The sequence below is a fragment of the Novosphingobium lindaniclasticum LE124 genome (assembly GCF_000445125.1).
Lineage (GTDB): Bacteria > Pseudomonadota > Alphaproteobacteria > Sphingomonadales > Sphingomonadaceae > Novosphingobium > Novosphingobium lindaniclasticum.
The window spans coordinates 38,056-54,471 of sequence record NZ_ATHL01000076.1 but is presented as its reverse complement, the minus strand read 5'-3'; the positions used below and the strand labels follow the sequence as shown (position 1 = coordinate 54,471).

13 protein-coding genes are annotated in these 16,416 nt (G+C 65.5%); 6 read left to right on the top strand and 7 right to left on the bottom strand.

All coding sequences use genetic code 11. The annotated features are described in order from the left end of the window. Positions 1-21: 21 nt before the first annotated feature. From L284_RS35505 to L284_RS35495, 3 genes are read right to left on the bottom strand one after another with little or no spacing between them, the layout of a single operon-like run. Positions 22-588: a DNA-3-methyladenine glycosylase I gene (locus L284_RS35505; RefSeq protein WP_021234074.1), complete on the bottom strand. Its 567-nt coding sequence runs from the start codon at positions 586-588 to the stop codon at positions 22-24. Continuing rightward, positions 585-1,226: a DNA oxidative demethylase AlkB gene (gene alkB, locus L284_RS35500; protein ID WP_021234073.1), complete on the bottom strand. Its 642-nt coding sequence runs from the start codon at positions 1,224-1,226 to the stop codon at positions 585-587. The genes L284_RS35505 and alkB overlap by 4 nt, the downstream gene beginning before the upstream one ends. After that, positions 1,216-1,935, bottom strand: a complete 720-nt coding sequence (locus tag L284_RS35495; RefSeq protein ID WP_021234072.1) for a 2OG-Fe(II) oxygenase — start codon at positions 1,933-1,935, stop codon at positions 1,216-1,218. The genes alkB and L284_RS35495 overlap by 11 nt, the downstream gene beginning before the upstream one ends. A gap of 174 nt (positions 1,936-2,109) precedes the next feature. Between L284_RS35495 and L284_RS35490 the strand changes: the two genes are divergently transcribed. After that, on the top strand, positions 2,110-2,877 hold the full coding sequence (locus L284_RS35490; RefSeq protein ID WP_200861654.1) for a DUF4198 domain-containing protein: 768 nt from the start codon (positions 2,110-2,112) through the stop codon (positions 2,875-2,877). 11 nt (positions 2,878-2,888) lie between these two features. Beyond that, positions 2,889-3,347, top strand: a complete 459-nt coding sequence (locus L284_RS35485) for an EF-hand domain-containing protein (RefSeq protein WP_031342125.1) — start codon at positions 2,889-2,891, stop codon at positions 3,345-3,347. Between the two features lie 164 nt (positions 3,348-3,511). Here the strand turns inward: L284_RS35485 and L284_RS35480 are convergent, their stop codons facing one another. After that, positions 3,512-5,785, bottom strand: a complete 2,274-nt coding sequence (locus L284_RS35480) for a DPP IV N-terminal domain-containing protein (protein ID WP_235054362.1) — start codon at positions 5,783-5,785, stop codon at positions 3,512-3,514. A 279-nt stretch (positions 5,786-6,064) separates the two neighbouring features. Between L284_RS35480 and fumC the strand changes: the two genes are divergently transcribed. After that, positions 6,065-7,444 (top strand): class II fumarate hydratase, encoded by a 1,380-nt coding sequence (gene fumC, locus L284_RS35475; RefSeq protein WP_021234068.1) that lies wholly within the window; start codon positions 6,065-6,067, stop codon positions 7,442-7,444. A gap of 30 nt (positions 7,445-7,474) precedes the next feature. Here fumC and L284_RS35470 read toward each other — a convergent pair whose 3' ends face one another. Together L284_RS35470 and L284_RS35465 are read right to left on the bottom strand one after the other, a co-directional pair. Then, the gene (locus L284_RS35470) at positions 7,475-8,932 is read right to left on the bottom strand and encodes a PAS domain-containing protein (protein ID WP_040713264.1); all 1,458 of its coding nucleotides are present in this window, start codon (positions 8,930-8,932) and stop codon (positions 7,475-7,477) included. A 125-nt stretch (positions 8,933-9,057) separates the two neighbouring features. Further along, positions 9,058-10,170 (bottom strand): ROK family transcriptional regulator, encoded by a 1,113-nt coding sequence (locus L284_RS35465; RefSeq protein ID WP_021234066.1) that lies wholly within the window; start codon positions 10,168-10,170, stop codon positions 9,058-9,060. Between the two features lie 144 nt (positions 10,171-10,314). On the opposite strand from L284_RS35465, the gene L284_RS35460 reads away from it, so the two are divergent. The 3 genes from L284_RS35460 to L284_RS48770 are packed head-to-tail and all read left to right on the top strand — an operon-like array spanning position 10,315 to position 14,993. Further along, complete coding sequence (locus L284_RS35460; RefSeq protein ID WP_021234065.1) at positions 10,315-12,801, top strand: TonB-dependent receptor; 2,487 nt, start codon at positions 10,315-10,317, stop codon at positions 12,799-12,801. After that, entirely contained in the window at positions 12,801-13,979 is a 1,179-nt protein-coding gene (locus L284_RS35455) for a YdcF family protein (protein WP_021234064.1), read from the top strand. The genes L284_RS35460 and L284_RS35455 overlap by 1 nt, the downstream gene beginning before the upstream one ends. Positions 13,980-14,000: 21 nt before the next feature. Continuing rightward, positions 14,001-14,993, top strand: a complete 993-nt coding sequence (locus L284_RS48770) for a phospholipase C/P1 nuclease family protein (protein ID WP_021234063.1) — start codon at positions 14,001-14,003, stop codon at positions 14,991-14,993. Here the strand turns inward: L284_RS48770 and L284_RS35450 are convergent. After that, positions 14,899-16,410, bottom strand: coding sequence for an MFS transporter (locus L284_RS35450; protein WP_235054361.1), 1,512 nt, complete (start codon positions 16,408-16,410; stop codon positions 14,899-14,901). The genes L284_RS48770 and L284_RS35450 overlap by 95 nt on opposite strands. Positions 16,411-16,416: the final 6 nt, after the last annotated feature.

Below are 16,416 nucleotides of genomic sequence, written 5' to 3'. Positions count from 1 at the left end.
CAGGCAAAGTCAAGAAAAGCGCTAAGAGACCAAGGCGGCGCGCCGGAAGCACTCGGTTTCGTGATCGTCGATCACGCCCACGGCCTGCAACCAGGCATGGACCACCACTGGGCCGACGAACCCGAAGCCGCGCTTCTTCAGCGCCGCCGACAAGGCATCACCCACAGGCGACCGCGCCGCGCTGCCCGTACCGTCACCCGGCAGAGGCTGGCCGCCGACATGCGACCAGACGAACGTCGAGAAATCGTCGCCGCGCTCCTCCATCGCCAGGAAGGCCTGGGCGTTGCGGATCGTCGCCTCGATCTTGGCTCGCGAACGAACGATCCCCGCGTCCGCCATCAAGCGCTCGAGTTCCGCCGGGCCGTAACCTGCGACGCGCCGGGGATCGAACCCTTCGAAGGCGCTGCGGAAGGCATCCCTCTTGTTGAGGATCGTTCGCCAGGACAGCCCCGCCTGGAACGTGTCCAGCACCAGCTTTTCCCAAAGCGCACGGGAATCGCGGACCGGCACGCCCCATTCCTCGTCGTGATAAGCCTGCATCCGCGCGTCGCTCTCGGCCCAGCGGCAGCGGTGGATCGTAGAGGTCATCGTGCTTTCCGAAACGTGAGATTGTAGCGCCAGGGCCCGGCATCGGGATGGTAGCCGCGCTCTACGCTGTCCAACCCATGGAACACCATGCGGGACGGCCCGCCCCAAACCACCACGTCTCCATGATGCACGCGGTGGCGCCGCGCCTTGTCTCCGCGCGACAGGCCGCCCCACAGGAAACCTGCGGAAAGGCCGAGCGACACCGACACGATCGGCGCATCGTGATCGCGCTCGTCCATGTCCTGGTGCAGCGACAGCCGGGTATCCGCGTCGTATCGATTGACGAGGCACGCGTCTGGCAAGAAGCCCGGATAACCCGCGCTCTCCGCCGCACGCGTGGCAAGCGACAGAAAGAGGTCGGGAATGGGCGGCCAAGGTCTTCCGGTCTCGGGGTCTAAAGACTGATAACGATAGCCCCGCCGATCGCTCACCCATCCGGTGATTCCGCAATTCAGCATCGCTACCGACAGACGGCCACCGCTGCGGGTCGTCATATGGCGGAAGGGCGAAATTGCCGCGAGGCGGGGGATCTCGCGCAGCAGTTCCTGCCCCTGGTCCAGCGCTTGGCCGCGCAGAAGTACCGCGCCGGGCCCGAGCGGCAGCGCCTCGCGGCTCTCCGCAAAAAGGTCAGGCTGCATCGTGGAAAATGATCCCCAAGGTGTGCCGCTTGCCGGAATGAACCTTCGAGACGCCATGCCGCATGACGACCCGGTAGTCTCCCCGGGTGCCGCGCTGGGGCCGCTGGTTCACGGCGAAGACCACACCATCTCCTTGCTCCAGCGGCACGACGATCGGCCGCGACTGCATGCGAGGTCGCTGCTCGGTCAGCACGAACTCGCCGCCGGTGAAATCCCGCGCGGGCCGGGACAAGAGGACCGCGACCTGCAGCGGAAAGACCTGCTCGCCGTAGAGATCCTGATGCAGGCAGTTGTAGTCGTTCGGCCCGTATTGCAGCAGCAACGGGGTCGGACGGCGCTGCCCGGCGGCGTGGCACCGGCCGAGGAACGCGGCATGATCCTCGGGGAAGCGCGAAGTCCGATCCATGCGTTCGTGCCAGCGGTTGGCGATCGGCGCCAGCCAGCCATAGAGCGCGGCGCGCAGAGCCTGGACGGGATCCGGCAGCGGATAGGCGAAGTAGCGATACTCGCCCTGACCGAAACCGTGGCGCGCCATGTGGACATGGCTGCGAAACGGCCCCTGCTGGTCATAGAGATCGGCGATCAGCGCGCAGTCCACCGGGTGCAGGATCCGCGGCAGCCGTGCCCAGCCCTCGCGGTCCAGATCGGCGGCGATCGTGGTCCAGTCGTACGGTGGAAGGGTGATGGGGGCGAGCGTGCTTTCGGTCATGAACGAATATCTAGCGCCTCGCCGAAGCCGTGGCGATCCGATCCTTGCGACCAAAACCGCCGGCGCCTCGCGAACCGGAGAGATTTCGTTACCTCATCCACTTATCGCTATTGATTCGCATTATATTGTGCGACCATGGGGTGTTTCGTTTTGCCCAGAAAGATCCCGATGCGCTTGAAACCCCTTATCCTTGTTGCCGCGAGCGTCACCGCCGCGCCTGCCTCGGCCCACTCGCCTTATCTGCTGCCGAACGGCTTCGTGCTGGACAAGGGCGGCCACGTCACGGTGGAGGCCTCGTTCAGCGAGCACGTCTTCGTGCCGGCGGTCGCCATGCAGTCGGACGACTTCCACCTCGTGGGGCCGGACGGTGCCGCCGTGGCTCTCAAGCCAGTGATGCTGCGGCATCTGGCGGTCCTGGAGGCGCAGCTTCCGGCGGACGGCACCTACCGGCTCACCAGCGGCGAGCGGCAGGGGCGCATCGCCAAGGCCGCGCTGATCGACGGCATCTGGGAGTTCGTCGATCCGCGGCGCACCCTGCCGCCGGGCATGGTCCCGGTCGACATGCAGAGCGTCACCAGGGCCGAGGCTTTCGTGACACGCGGCAAGCCGAACGCGGCGGCGCTGGCACCTACGGGCAAGGGCCTAGAGTACCGCGCGATCACCCATCCCTCGCTGATTCGCGCCGGTCAACCTGCCGCGTTCGAAGTGTTGTTCGACGGCAAGCCGTTGCCCGGTGCCGAAGTCGAAGTGGAAGTCGCCAGAGCTGGAGACGTGGAGAACGCCCGCCTGCCGATGATCACCAGCGACGCCAAAGGCCGCTTCACGGTCGTCGCGCCCGAGCCAGGCCTCTACTTCGCCATGACGCGGCACCGCGTCGGTCCGGCCGGTGCCCAGCCGGCCCGCAGCTACACTTACGCCCTGACATATTCCGTTTCGAAATAAGGAAAGATGCCATGAAATCCCGAGCTTGCGCCATGTCCCTGCTTGCCGCGCTCGCCACGGCCACGGCTGCCCATGCCGCGTCCCACGACCTGACCACCTTCATCCAGGAGCAGGATCTCGACGGCGACGGAAAAGTCAGCAAGGACGAGTTCCAGCGCGGCCGCGATGCCGAATTCGCTCGGATGGACCGCAACGGCGACGGCGTCCTCTCCCACGACGAATATGTCGGAGACTATCGCCAGCGTCTCGAACGCGAACTGGCGCAGCGCCCCGCAGGCGAACGGGACGAGGAGCGCACGCGTCAGATGCGGCAGGCGGAAGTGCGTTTCGGCGTGCTCGACAGCGACAAGAGCGGCGGCATCACGCGCGCGGAGTTTGCCGCGACCGGCTGGGGCATGTTCCTACGCCACGACACCGACCATGACGGCTTCGTCACAACCAAGGACGTACCGGCGAAGGACGCGAAGTAAGAAGCAGCAGGCGGTGCGACAGTCCCGTCTTGCCAACCGATTGCCTCGCCCTCCATGCACAGATCGTCATCCCGAAAGCGTTCCAGGATGACGACAGTGCCTGGCCCCGGCGTCCAGGTCATGGCTGGCGACGTGACGAAGCCATAGGTCCAACCTGCATCATCTCACTGCAAGCTGCGGATGAAGAATTCCGACATGCGCCGCGTCACATAGTCGATCGGCCCCGTCGAGCGGCCCACGCTATGCTCACCGCCCGGCACCACCAGCAGATCGAAGTCCTTGTCCGCCTTGATCAGCGCATCGGCGACCTGCATCGTCGAAGCCGGATCGACGTTGCTGTCCTGCTCGCCCACGATCATGAACAGCTTGCCCTGAAGTCGCGCGGCATTGTCCACGCCCGAGGCATCGGCATAGCTCCTGTCGACCGGCCAGCCGAGCCACTGCTCGTTCCAGCTGATCTTGTCCATGCGGTTGTCGTAGCATCCCGCCATGGCGACCCCGGCCTTGTAGAAATCGCCATGGAACAGCAGGGCGTTGAGCGTGCTCTGCCCGCCTGCCGAGGCACCGTAGATTCCGACACGGCTGATGTCGTAGGCGCGGTCCCTCGCCGCGAGTGCCTTGTGCCAGAGGATGCGGTCCGGGAAGCCGGAATCCTGGAGGTTCTTCCAGGCCACGTCCTGAAACGCCTTGGAGCGGTTGGCCGTTCCCATGCCGTCGATCTGCACGACGATGAAGCCGAGGTCGGCCAGGGCCTGCATGCCGATCACCTTGTCGCCGCCGGAATGATAGCCGAAGGGCCAGAAGCTCTTGGGCACGAAGCTGTCATGCGGCCCGGCGTAGATGTTCTCGATCACCGGATACCTTTTTGCCGGATCGTAGTCGCGCGGGCGCACGACGAGGCCCCAGATGTCGGTCTTGCCGTCGCGGGCCTTGGCGGTGAAGACTTCGGGTGCGCGGAAGCCGGCAGCGGTGAGGCGGCTGATATCGCCCTTCGCGACCGTCTGCACCAGTGCTCCGTCGCTGGTGCGGTGGAGTTCGCTGACATTGGGCATATCCACGCGCGAGTAGGTATCGACGTAGAACTGCATATCGGGCGAAAAGCTGACCGTGTGGTCCGCGCGCTCGGGGGTGAGCGGCGTGAGGTTGCGGCCATCGAAGTCGATGCGGTAGTAGTGGCGAAAGTACGGATCCTCCCCGGCATTGACGCCGCTGGCGGCGAACCAGATCTGGCGCTTCTCGTCGTCTACTTTCACCACGTCGCGCACCACCCACTGCCCACTGGTGATGCGGTTCTTCACTTTGCCGGTGCGGCCGTCGATCAGATAGAGATGGTTCCAGCCGTCGCGCTCTGAAGCCCAGACGATCTCCCGCCCCAGTCCCTTCACATCATGCGAGAAGCGGCGGTCGGCATAGATGAATGTCTTGGCATCCTCGGTGACGGCGGCATGGGCCGCGCCGCTGGCCGCATCGACGGAAACGATCCGCGCCTGCCCGAAACCGCGGCGAACGTAGTCGAACGCCACGCTCTTGCCGTCCGCGCGCCAGTGCGGGGCGGACAGTTCATAGGCGTTGGGAAACAGCGCGGGGTCCACCACGATCTGGCGGCGCGCGGCGACATCGAACAGCACCGGCTGTTCCTGATCGATGGCATCGCCCGGCTTGGGATAAAGCTGCGTGCGAAGTGCCGGTTGCCCCTTGCCTTCCGGCGCCGCCTCGACGCGCAGGACCTGGCGGGCATAGCCGGGCCGGACCCGGTAAATTATCAGGCGGCGGCTGTCGGGGGACCAGGCGATCGTCTCGGGATCGTAGAAGTTGCCGGAGGAGCCGTCGGTACTGAGGCGGACCGCCTCTTTGCTTCCCGCCGGGCGGACGATCAGATTATCGTCCTCCACCAGAGCTTCCCACTTGCCATCCGGCGAGAGCCGCGGGTGATTGTCGGCGGGAACCGACAAGTCGCGCACGACGCCGAAGCCGCGCGGACGGCGCGGGTCCTGCTGCCTCTCGCAAGCGTAGTCGGTCAGCGTGCAGCGCCAGCCATCGTCACCCAGCCAGAACTGGATCGTCTGACGGTCTCCCGCATAGTCGAATGCCTCGAAGGGCAAGCGCAGCGGAGCGACAGGACGACCGAGAGCCTGGGTCAGCGTTGCGGCGAGGCGCTGCTGGTCGAACGCCGGGCTGCGCGACAGCGACCAGGCATCAACGGTCTCGAAAGCGAAACCGCCTTCGACCGTCTTGCGATAGGAGAAGGCCGCTCCATCCGGAGTCCAATGCGCAGGCCAAGCCACATCGCGCGTAAGGTATTGCCAGCTTTCGCGCAGGGCCAGCGAGCGGTGGATGTCCGCTTTGTTCGGGGCGGCATTCACGCCGGCGGAGATCAGCGCCGCTCCGCCCGCGATCATCAATCCGCAGAGACGGGCACGGCGACTAGCAAACGACATGATAACGACCTCGACAGAAACAGAGATCAAAATCGTATACCGTATTACGAACTCGAAGCAATGGTGGCGTTTGGCTGGACGATGCCGAGAATGGAAGCCACGTTGCCGACTGGGTGCAAAATGGCCATGTGATATGGCATGAGACGCATATTGCACTGTGCGTGCCGCCATATGTGAGGCCTCGGCGCACGATGCCGCCGCCATTGAACCCTTCGAGGGAAATCCTAGTTTAACCACCGGGCCCGAGCAGACGGTCCGCTAGAGGAGACGGTCACGGCCATGGATACACGTCGCGAGTCCGACAGCATCGGTGAAATCGAAGTTCCCGCATCGGCCTACTGGGGCGCTCAGACGCAGCGCAGCATCGAGAACTTCCCCTTCTCCTCCAGCGAGCGCATGCCGCTGCCGATCGTCCGGGCTCTCGCCCGCGTGAAGCTCGCCGCCGCCCGCGCAAACCGCGCCCATGGCCTCGACGAGAGACTGGCGGACGCCATCGAGATGGCCGCGACGGAAGTGGTGGAAGGCAAGCTCGACGATCAGTTCCCGCTCGTGATCTGGCAGACCGGAAGCGGCACCCAGAGCAACATGAACGTCAACGAAGTGATCGCCGGCCGAGCTAACGAGATCCTGGCGGGCCAGCGCGGCGGCAAGAGCCCGGTCCATCCCAACGATCACGTCAATCGCGGCCAGTCCTCCAACGACAGCTTCCCCACCGCCCTGCACGTTGCCGCGGTCGTCACGGTGGAAGACGTGCTGGTCCCGGCACTCGACCGGCTGACCGCCTCGCTCGATGCCAAGGCCAAGGCATGGACGGATATCGTCAAGATCGGCCGCACCCACCTTCAGGACGCGACGCCCCTGACGCTCGGCCAGGAGTTCTCGGGCTATGTCCAGCAGTTGCGCGATGCCTATCAGCGTATCCGCGATGCCGAGAAAGGCGCGCTGCGGCTCGCCCAGGGCGGCACCGCCGTCGGCACCGGCCTCAATGCGCCGCAAGGCTTCGGCGAAGCGGTCGCTGCCGATCTAGCCGAGCAGACCGGCAAGGCCTTCGTCAAGGCGCCGAACACTTTCGAGGCGCTAGCCAGCAACGATGCGCTGGTGCAGCTATCCGGCACGCTCTCGACGCTCGCGGTGGCATTGACCAAGATCGCCAACGACATCCGCCTGCTCGGCTCCGGCCCGCGCTCGGGACTTGGCGAACTGGATCTGCCGGCGAATGAGCCCGGCAGTTCGATCATGCCCGGCAAAGTCAACCCAACCCAGTGCGAGATGCTGACGATGGTGGCGGCGCAAGTGATCGGCAACCACCAGGCCGTCACCGTGGGCGGACTCCAGGGCGCCTTCGAACTCAACGTGTTCAAGCCGATGATCGGCGCGGCGGTGATCCGCTCCATCGAACTGCTCGCCACCGGCATGACCAGCTTTGCCGAACGCTGCGTGGACGGTATCGAGCCGAACCGCGGGCGCATCGCCGAACTTCTGGAGCGCTCGCTGATGCTGGTGACGGCGCTGGCGCCCGAGATCGGCTACGACAACGCCGCCAGGATCGCCAAGCACGCTCATGCGAAGGGCCAGACCCTGCGTGAGGCGGCGCTGGAACTCGGCCTGGTGGACGATGCCACGTTCGACCGCCTGGTGCGGCCGGAAACGATGGTCTGACTACTCTCCCGAGGGCGCCGGCCGGCGCTCTCAGGGCAGGTCCTCGGTCTTCGGCAGGACGAGGGATATCCGGCAGCGGAGCCCGGCGGGATCGAAATCGAGCAGCGAGACTCCCTGGTCAGCCAGGAAAGTGCGTTCGATCAGCCGCATGCCGAACCCTCTCCGCTCGGGCGGCGCGACACGGGGGCCTCCACTCTCGGTCCACTTCAGCACCAGTCTTTCCCGGCCGCCGTCATCCTCGATATACCAGGTCAGATCGATGCCGCCCTCACCGCGGGACAGCGCGCCGTATTTCACCGCATTCGTGGCAAGTTCGTGAAGCGCCAGGGCCATCGACACCGAGGTTTGCGGCGTGAGCAGGACCTTCGGACCCGCTGCCGAGACCCGGTCCATCGCCTCGCCCAGCGCTGCCGAGAGCGTCCCCCGCACCGTCGCGTCAAGTTCGGCAGGCTGCCAGCTTCGCTCCGTCAGGACATCGTGCGCCAAGGCCAGCGCCCTGAGGCGTGCGTCGAAGACTTCGCGCGCCGCACCGGAAGAATCCAGATCGCGGAACGACTGGGTGGCAAGGCTCTGCACGATCGCCAGGGTGTTCTTCACCCGGTGGTTCAACTCGTCGATAAGCAGCTGCTGGCGTTCCAGCGCCGCGACTTCTTCGGTGACATCCTGCCCCTGCACGAAAATCTGGCTGACGCGGCCATCGTCGTCGAAAATCGGCTGGAAGATGAAGTCGAGGTGGCGGTGCTCCAGCAGACCTTCCTCGAGGCCCGCGAAAGCCACTCTGACCCCGCGCCCGATGTAGGGCTCACCGGTGCGATAGACCTCGTCGAGCAGGGCCACCAGCCCTTGGTCCACCATTTCCGGCAGAGCTTCGGCGACCGTCCTGCCGATGATGACGCGCTGCCCGGTGAGGCGGCGATAGGCCTTGTTGGCGATCCTGAAGACGTGATCCGGCCCATCTACGATGGCGATGAAGCCCGGCGCCTGGTCGAACATCGCCTTGATCCGCTGGCTCTCCGCCGCCAGATCGCGGTTGCGCGCCTGCACGGCCCGCGCGCGGCTCACTAGATGCCGCTCGTCGCGCAGCTTGCGAAGGCCGTGCAACTCGGTGACGTCCACCGTATGCTGCAGGATGAAGGCGACCTCGCCGCCCGGTCCCAGGAAAGGCGTATGGGTGGCGCTCCAGTACCGGCGTTCCATCGCGCCGTCGTCGCCGCGGATGTCGTAGCGGATCAGGGCAAGCTCGTCTCGCTCGCGGGTCGAGATGACGCGTGCAAAGGAGGCTTCCAGCAGTTCACGGCTTTCCGACCCCGGCTCACTGGGAAATGCCTCGAAAATGCCGCGACCGATCAGTTCCTCTCGTGTCCGTATCGTCGCTTCGAGATAGGCCTCGTTCATCCCGACGATCGTCAGGCTGCCGTCGAGCAGGATGTAGGGGTTGGGCGAAAGGGAAAAAAGCGCTTCGAAATCGATGGCCAAACTTGGATCCATACCGGCAGCATCCTTGAGGTACAGGCTCGGACGCCGTGCGGGCAAAGCGTCGCGCGTGTCAATCGAGAGCCTGTTCATTTCCCGCAAAAGACGGCTGCGCCGCCTTTGTTCCGCACGCTGCGGCTCTATTCGCGCGCTCCCAGCGCGTGGATCGGCAGAAGCGCCGCCCCGAGAGTGATCGGCGAACCGCCAAGGCCGGACACTCGAACCGGCGGACGGCGCCCTTCCACCGTGCTGGCCAGCAATGCCTGCGACAACCTCTCTTCCAGGCCGCGCAGGATCTCCGCAGGCAAGGGACCGGCCAGCACGATCGCGCCGGGATCGAGCCAGGCGAAGGCATTGTTGCAAACCGCCTCGAGTTGACCCGCTGCCCGGTCCATCCAGGCTTCGATGGTGGCGCGCTGGTCCAGGGCTGAAGCATCGATCTGCGCCACCGAGGTGATCGCGCAGCCCTCCGCGCGCAGGCAGGCGAGCAAGTCGAGAGGACTGGGCCGGGGACGATCCATCGGGAACAGGCAGCCCACCTCACCCGCAACGCCGTACTGTCCGCGAACCAGCCGCCCGTCGACGATCACCCCGGCGCCGATCCCGTAGCCGAGCAACACGACGACCACGGTGGAAAAGTCCCTCATCAGCCCGCCGAGATAGAACTCTGCCAGCGCTGCGGCATTGGCATCGTTTTCCAGCCAGAGCGGCCATGCCAGCTCCCCGGCCATGATCTCGCGCAGCGGTGCGCCCCGCCATCCCGGCAGGGCATCGACGACGCTCCAGCGCTCTCCTTCGATCGACAATGCCGGTCCGGGCACCGCTATGCCCATGCCGAGCATGCGCCGTCCGATCAGGTTGTAGCGGCCGATCAGTTCGTGCGTCAGGTCGCGCAGCTTGCGGGCGAACTGCCTGGGATCGATCGGCGCGATGGTCTCATGGTGCATGCCGATCGTGGCCCCTGCAAAATCCACAAGGGCCAGTTCGAGTACGCCTTTATGCGCAGTGGCCCCGATCGCATAGCCTCCGGTCGATGCCAGTTGCAGTGGGACCGCGGGACGTCCGCGCGCGGCATGGGCAGGATCGTCCAGTTCTTCGACCACACCCATCGACAGCAGGGTGCGGGACAGCTTCGTCAGCGCTGCGGGGCTGATCTCCAACCGGTTCGCCAGCGCGGTGCGCGACAGTGGCCCGGATTTGCGCAGTTCCTGCACGATCCGGCGCTGGTCCTTGTCGAAAACGGGCAAGTGCATGGAAGGGCTCCGATATCCGAAGGCGGCCGACTTCGAATTGTCATAATTAATTATTTTATGAATAATAATTAAAAGCGTCATGACCCGTCGTCAAGGGCACCCGCGTCGCCTCTCCGGTGACTAGCAACGAAATGAGGGTCCCCGATGCTCAAGAGCATTCTCGCTTCCGGTTCGGCGCTTGCCGCCATCTGTTCCGTCTACGCCGCGCCTGCCGTGGCCCAAACCGATGCCGCTCCCGCCGACGCGGCCGAACGGGATGCGTCCTCCGACGACATCATCGTCACCGGCTCCACGCGTGCGCAGCGCCGCTTCGACGTTTCCTACGCGATCAACACCGTGTCGCAGGAAGACATGCAGAAGATCGCGCCGGTGAACTTCGCGGACCTTATCGGTCAGCTCCCCGGCTTCCAGACCGAGATCACCGGCGGCGAAGTGCAGAACATCTACCGCATCCGCGGCCTGCCCAACGACGGCGGCTTCGTGAGCTTCCAGCAGGACGGCCTGCCGCTGTTCCATGAGAACGACGGCGTGTTCTTCCGCGGCGATGCAATCCTGAAGCCCGACCTCATGACCGAGCGCGTCGAAGTGGTGCGCGGCGGTCCGGCGCCGGTCTATGCCAGCTATTCGGGCGCCATCATCAACGCGATCACCGTTACCGGCAGCGAAGTTGCCCGCGGCAAGGCGCAAGTGACGCTCGGCGATACCGGCCTCTACCGCCTGGACGCCTTCCAGGCCGGCGCGCTAGGCGAGAAGACCTATTACGCGGTGGGCGGCTTCATGCGCTACCATGACGGCTACCGCGACAACGGCTTCCCGAACGACAAGGGCGGCCAGATCCGCGCCAACATCAAGCATGAGCTGGACAACGGCTTCATCAAGCTGAACGTCAACTACGTCAACGATCACAACGTCTTCTACCTGCCGATTCCGACCAACGACCCGCGCGATCCCAGCAAGTCGCTGAACCGGTACATCGACTATTTCACCGGCACGATGAACTCGCCAGCCTTCCGCCACGTCAACCTGAAGTATCGGGACGGCACCGGCGCGATTCAGAGCCGCAGCAGCGACCTTTCCGACGGCCGCCACATGCGGATGGTGAATTTCGGCGCCCAGTACGAAGGCGATTTCGACGGCTGGCTGGTCACGGCCGCTGCCGGTTACACCCAGGGCAAGAACGACTTCACGGCGTTCTACTCGACCACCAACCCGGTGGACGGCAACGTCTTCGCCAATACATATCTGAACCGTGCCGGCGGCGCGCCGTTCGGCGCCACCCGCTTCGGATACGTTCTGGCCGGCACCAACACGGTATACGACCCCTACTCGGCTTCGGGCCTGGTGATGCAGGGCCAGTACCGCGACATTCATTCCAAGTTCTACTCGGGCCAGGCCAATCTCGCGGTGGCGAAGCAGTTCGACACCGGCATCGGTACCCACGACATCAAGGTGGGCCTCTATGGCAGCCTCTACGGCGAAGACAGCCGCACGCTCTACCAGAACTACCTGATCGAAGTGGCGGGCGAACCGCGCACGCTCGACCTGGTAGGCTACAATGCCGCCGGTGCGGTGGTGGGACGCGTCACCGACAACGGCGTGCTCAACTACGCCGCGACCCTGAACCAGGGCGATTCCGACGCCAAGATGTTCGCTATCTACGCCAACGACACCTGGGAGATCGTTCCCGGCCTGCGCATCGACGGTGGCATCCGCCATGAACGCTATAGCTACAAGGGCTGGGCCGCGCTTACCGCGCAGGCCAACCTGGGCGATGCGACCACGCTTGCCGACGACGCGACCCGCGCCTTCACCGGCGTGATCCTGAACCAGAAGCTCAAGCCCAACGTCACCAACTGGACCGTGGGCGCAAACTACGACTTCAACAGCCACGTCGGGATCTACGGCCGCGCCTCGCACCTCGAAACGCCGCCCAGCGTCCAGACCGTCATGAGCATCAATCCCACCATCATCACCACCGTGGCGGACCAGTTCGAAGCCGGCCTCAAGTTCGCCTCCGGCCGTTCCTATCTCTACGTGACGGGCTTCTACACCAACTTCGACCCGCTCAATGCCTCGTTCCTTGCATTCGATCCCACCACCGGTCGCAACGACGTCAACGTGCCCTTCATCGGCGAGGCGCAGGTCAAGGGCATCGAGTTCGACGGCGCCTGGTCGGTCACGCCGTGGTTCACCCTGAACGGCGCCCTGACCGTCAGCGACCCCCAGTACAAGAACTTCCAGAGCAGCACCGGCGCCGACCCGGAGCAGGCGGAAGGCAACCAGATCGTTCGCCAGCCGAAGGTCTACGGCAACATCCGCCCCAGCTTCGACTTCTCGACCGGCGACACGGACATCTCCCTCTATGGACGCTACACCTACATGGGCAAGCGCTTCGTCGACCTCTACAACAATACGGCGCTGCCCGCCTATGGCACGATCGGAGCGGGCTTCACCGTCACGCACGGAACGTGGCAGATGCAGGTCGTGGGCGACAACCTGTTCAATGCCCATGGTCTGACGGAGGGCAATACCCGCACGGACTCGCTGGCAGGGCAAGGCAGCTCGGAGGCGATCTATGGCCGTCCGATCTTCGGGCGCAACTTCCGCCTGGTCGTGAGCAAGTCCTGGTAATGCGCAAGACGGCGTACCGTGCGGCGGCCGTTTTAGGCGCGGCCGCCCTGCTCTCGCTCGCTTCCGCCCCGGCTTCGGCCGGGGCGGTTCGCGACCTCGAAACCGAAGCGCTTTCCAGTCGCCTGTTCCCGCTGTTCGATACGCTCGGGAAGAATGCCGCCGCACTGGACCACTTGAAGGCGAAACCCGAAGTGGCGACCCTGCTACGCGCCCGGCAGGATCGCCGCGATGCCTGCGGCTCGGATCTCGGCTGCCTCGCCCAGGCCATGGTATGGACTTCCGCAGAGAGCGCCGCCCTGGCGCGTGCCGCCGACGCCTCGGCCGGCGCTGCCCGGGCCGATGACGGCCCTGCCGCCCAGACGAAGCGCGAACTCGACGGCGTCAACGCCATCGTGCGGACTTTCGGCCTCGGTCAGGTTCCCTCCTATCCGCAGATCGACGGCGCGGGCACGATTGACCCGCAGGAGACGCGCGCCCGCCTTCAGGCTGCCGCCTGGCTCGCTCGGACGCCGCGTGCCGCTTCGGCCCAGGGGCTTGATCCCAGCATCGAGTTCGCGCTGGCCCTGCTCGACGTCAGCGATCGCACCGACGCCGCCGGCTTCGAACCGCTCGCAGGCGGGCTCAACGCTGCAGCCATGAAGCGCGCCAAAGGCCTGGACTGGAAGCGCTATCGCTACAGCGCAATGATCGTGACCGGCGTGGGGCCGGAAGTCGAGGACATGGCGCTCAGCCCCTTCGGCAAATATCACCTGCGCCTCGCCGCCAACCGCTTCGCGGCAGGTGACATACCCTTCATCATCGTCACCGGCGGCCGCGCCCATCCCCGGGCCACGCGTTTCGTGGAGGCTGAAGAGATGCGCAAGGCCCTGATCGAGCGCTATGGCGTCCCGGCGGAAGCCGTCGTCATTGAGCCCTATGCCCGCCACACGACGACCAACTTGCGCAATGCCACACGCCTGCTGACGGCGATGGGTGCGCCGCTCGACAAGGACACGGTGATCGTCTGCAATCCCGGCCAGAGCGCGGCGATCGAAAGCCCCGCCTTCGTCCAGCGCAACCTCGCGGAACTCGGCTACGAACCCGGCAAGATCGGCCGCCGGGTATCGCCCACGGAGCTGGAATTCCGCCCGTCCGTGCAGTCCGCCCGGGTCGACCCGCGCGATCCGCTCGACCCCTGATATCTTTTCCAGGAGCCTGACATGCGCCCCTTCGTTCTGGCAGCCCTTGCCGCCGCCATTCTCCCCGCCCCCGCGGTCGCCTGGGGCGGCACTGCCCACGCCGTGATCGATCGTGCCGCGATCGAGGCGATCCCTGACGACGGTCCGGTATTCCTGCGCCGACATGTCGACTACATCGCCGGCTCGGCATCGCTCCCGGACGGCTGGCGCGGCGACAGCGAGCCTTTCTCGAAGATCGAGGAAGACCCCAACCATGGCTGGTTCAAGGAGCAGTTTGCATTTTTGAAGCCGATCCCACGCTCCCGCTATGCCTTCATTCTTGCACTCAACAAGCACTATGAAGCGATCAGGGAAAGCGATCCGGCGACGGCCGCGCGTACCAATGTGCGTTGGACCGGCACCCTGCCCTACGCCGCCATGGAGGCTTACGAACGCCTGATCGCCTGCATGCGCCAGATCCGCACCTTGCGCGCCGAAGGCAAGGACACGGCCTTCGCCGAGCAGCACTGCGCCTTCCAGGTGATCCGCCTGGGACACTACATCGGTGACGGTGCGCAGCCGCTCCACGATTCGGTGAACAGCGATGGTTGGCGGGGAGACAATCCAAAAGGTTACACCCGCGACCGTACCATCCACGGCCGCTTCGAAAGCGAGTTCGTGGACGGAATGGCACTTACCGCGAAGGACATCGGCCCGCGCATCGGCGCACCAGGTCATCGGCAGGGAGACATGTTCGATGCCGTCCTGGCCTTCCTCGACGATGCGGCGAGCCGGATGGAATATGTCTACATCCTCGAAAAGCGCGACCGCTTCGCGAACTTCAAGGACAAGGACGTGCGGGAGCTCGTCATCCTGCAGGCGAGCAAGGGCGCGGCGATGCTGCGCGACATGATCTGCCGCGCCTGGGCGGAAAGCGCGATCAGGCCCGTGCCCCTCTCGCCCTCGCCGCTCGATCCTGCCAATCCGGCTTACGATCCCGAGACGGGCTCCGCTCCGGCGCTGGCCGGGCACTGACGGGAGCAGCAGTCGCCAAGCCCGCATGCCGGATGCGCTTGCGCCCTTCGGCCAGCGCGGAGAGGACGCGGGCGTGGCGCGCATGGCCGATGCGAAACCGCCGCAGCAGGGCGATGGCGGCAAGGCTTCCGGCAATCGGCACGCCGATTCCGAGCGCGAGGATCCCGCCCCGAACCACCGCCGATTGCGCCGCGCCGGGCACATAGCCCAGTTGCCCCAGCGACCATCCGATCAATCCCGTGGCAGCCGCGCCGCTTGCTTTCACGGCCACGAGATAGAAGGCGAACAGTCCCGTCTCGAAACGGCGCTCGTGCTTCCAGGCGACGAAATCCACGGCGTCGGCCAGCAGGCCCCAGGGCAACATGAAGACGCAGGTGAAGCCCATGCCGCTCAGGACCGCGCAAGCCAGCAGGGCGGGCGGCCAGGCCATGCACAGGAGGAACAGCGTCAGGCTTCCGACGCAGAGCATGTGCCCCGCCGCCAGCAGACTGCTCTTGTCGTGGCGGTTGGTCAGCGTGGTCCACAGCAGCACGCCCAGGAACTGCCCGAAGGTCACGGCGACCAGCAGCGAACTTACCGTCTCCGGCCGGTGGAAGACGTAAGTGCCCATGTAGAGCAACATGCGCTCGAAAGTGGGGACCGCAAAGCCGGTGATCAGAGCCAGCAGGCCCATGCCAAGGACGAGCCCATCGCGCACTGGCACGGCGATGCCGTCGCTTTCGCCGTCCCGTTCCGCCTTGCCGTCCGTGTTGTTTCGATCCTCCCTGCCGGATGCCAGTGCCGAAAAGGCCATGGTCATCGCGAAGAGCAGCCCGGCTGCGCAACCGGTCAGTGCCAGCATTTCCACCGCGCGCGCCGCGACGGCCTGCTGGACGACAGGCGTGAGCAGCGAGGCGACCGTCAGCGAGGACATCGTGCTGAAGAACAGGCGGTAACCCGAAACCCGGCCCCGTGCGCGGCTGTCCACGGTGACGCGCGCCATCAAGGCGTTGTGCGGCACGTCGATCACCGCATAGGCTCCGCGAAACAGCAGAAGCGCGCCCGCCACCATCCAGAGGCGCTCCGCCCCCAGTGCCGGCAGCGCGTAAAGCAGCGCGAAGCCGGCCCCGCCCGGCACCGCGCCCGCCATGATCAGCCAGCGATAGCCCCTGCCCGCCCGGCGCAGGCGGATGACCAGCAGGGCGGCCAGGAGGTCGAAAACCAGGTCCCCCGCCAACGCCACCAGCATGAGCAGCCCGGCCACCGCCCCGGGCAATCCGAAGAGATCCGTCAGGAGATAGAGAACGGTAAGATCGGCCCCTGCGAAAACGAGGTTCTTGCCGAAGTTTCCGCTGGCATAACCCAGCAGCCGCGCTTCACCGGCAATATGCCGATGGCTGGCTGAGGATCCTGCCGATTGTTGCTGGGTCGAAAGCACACCGCG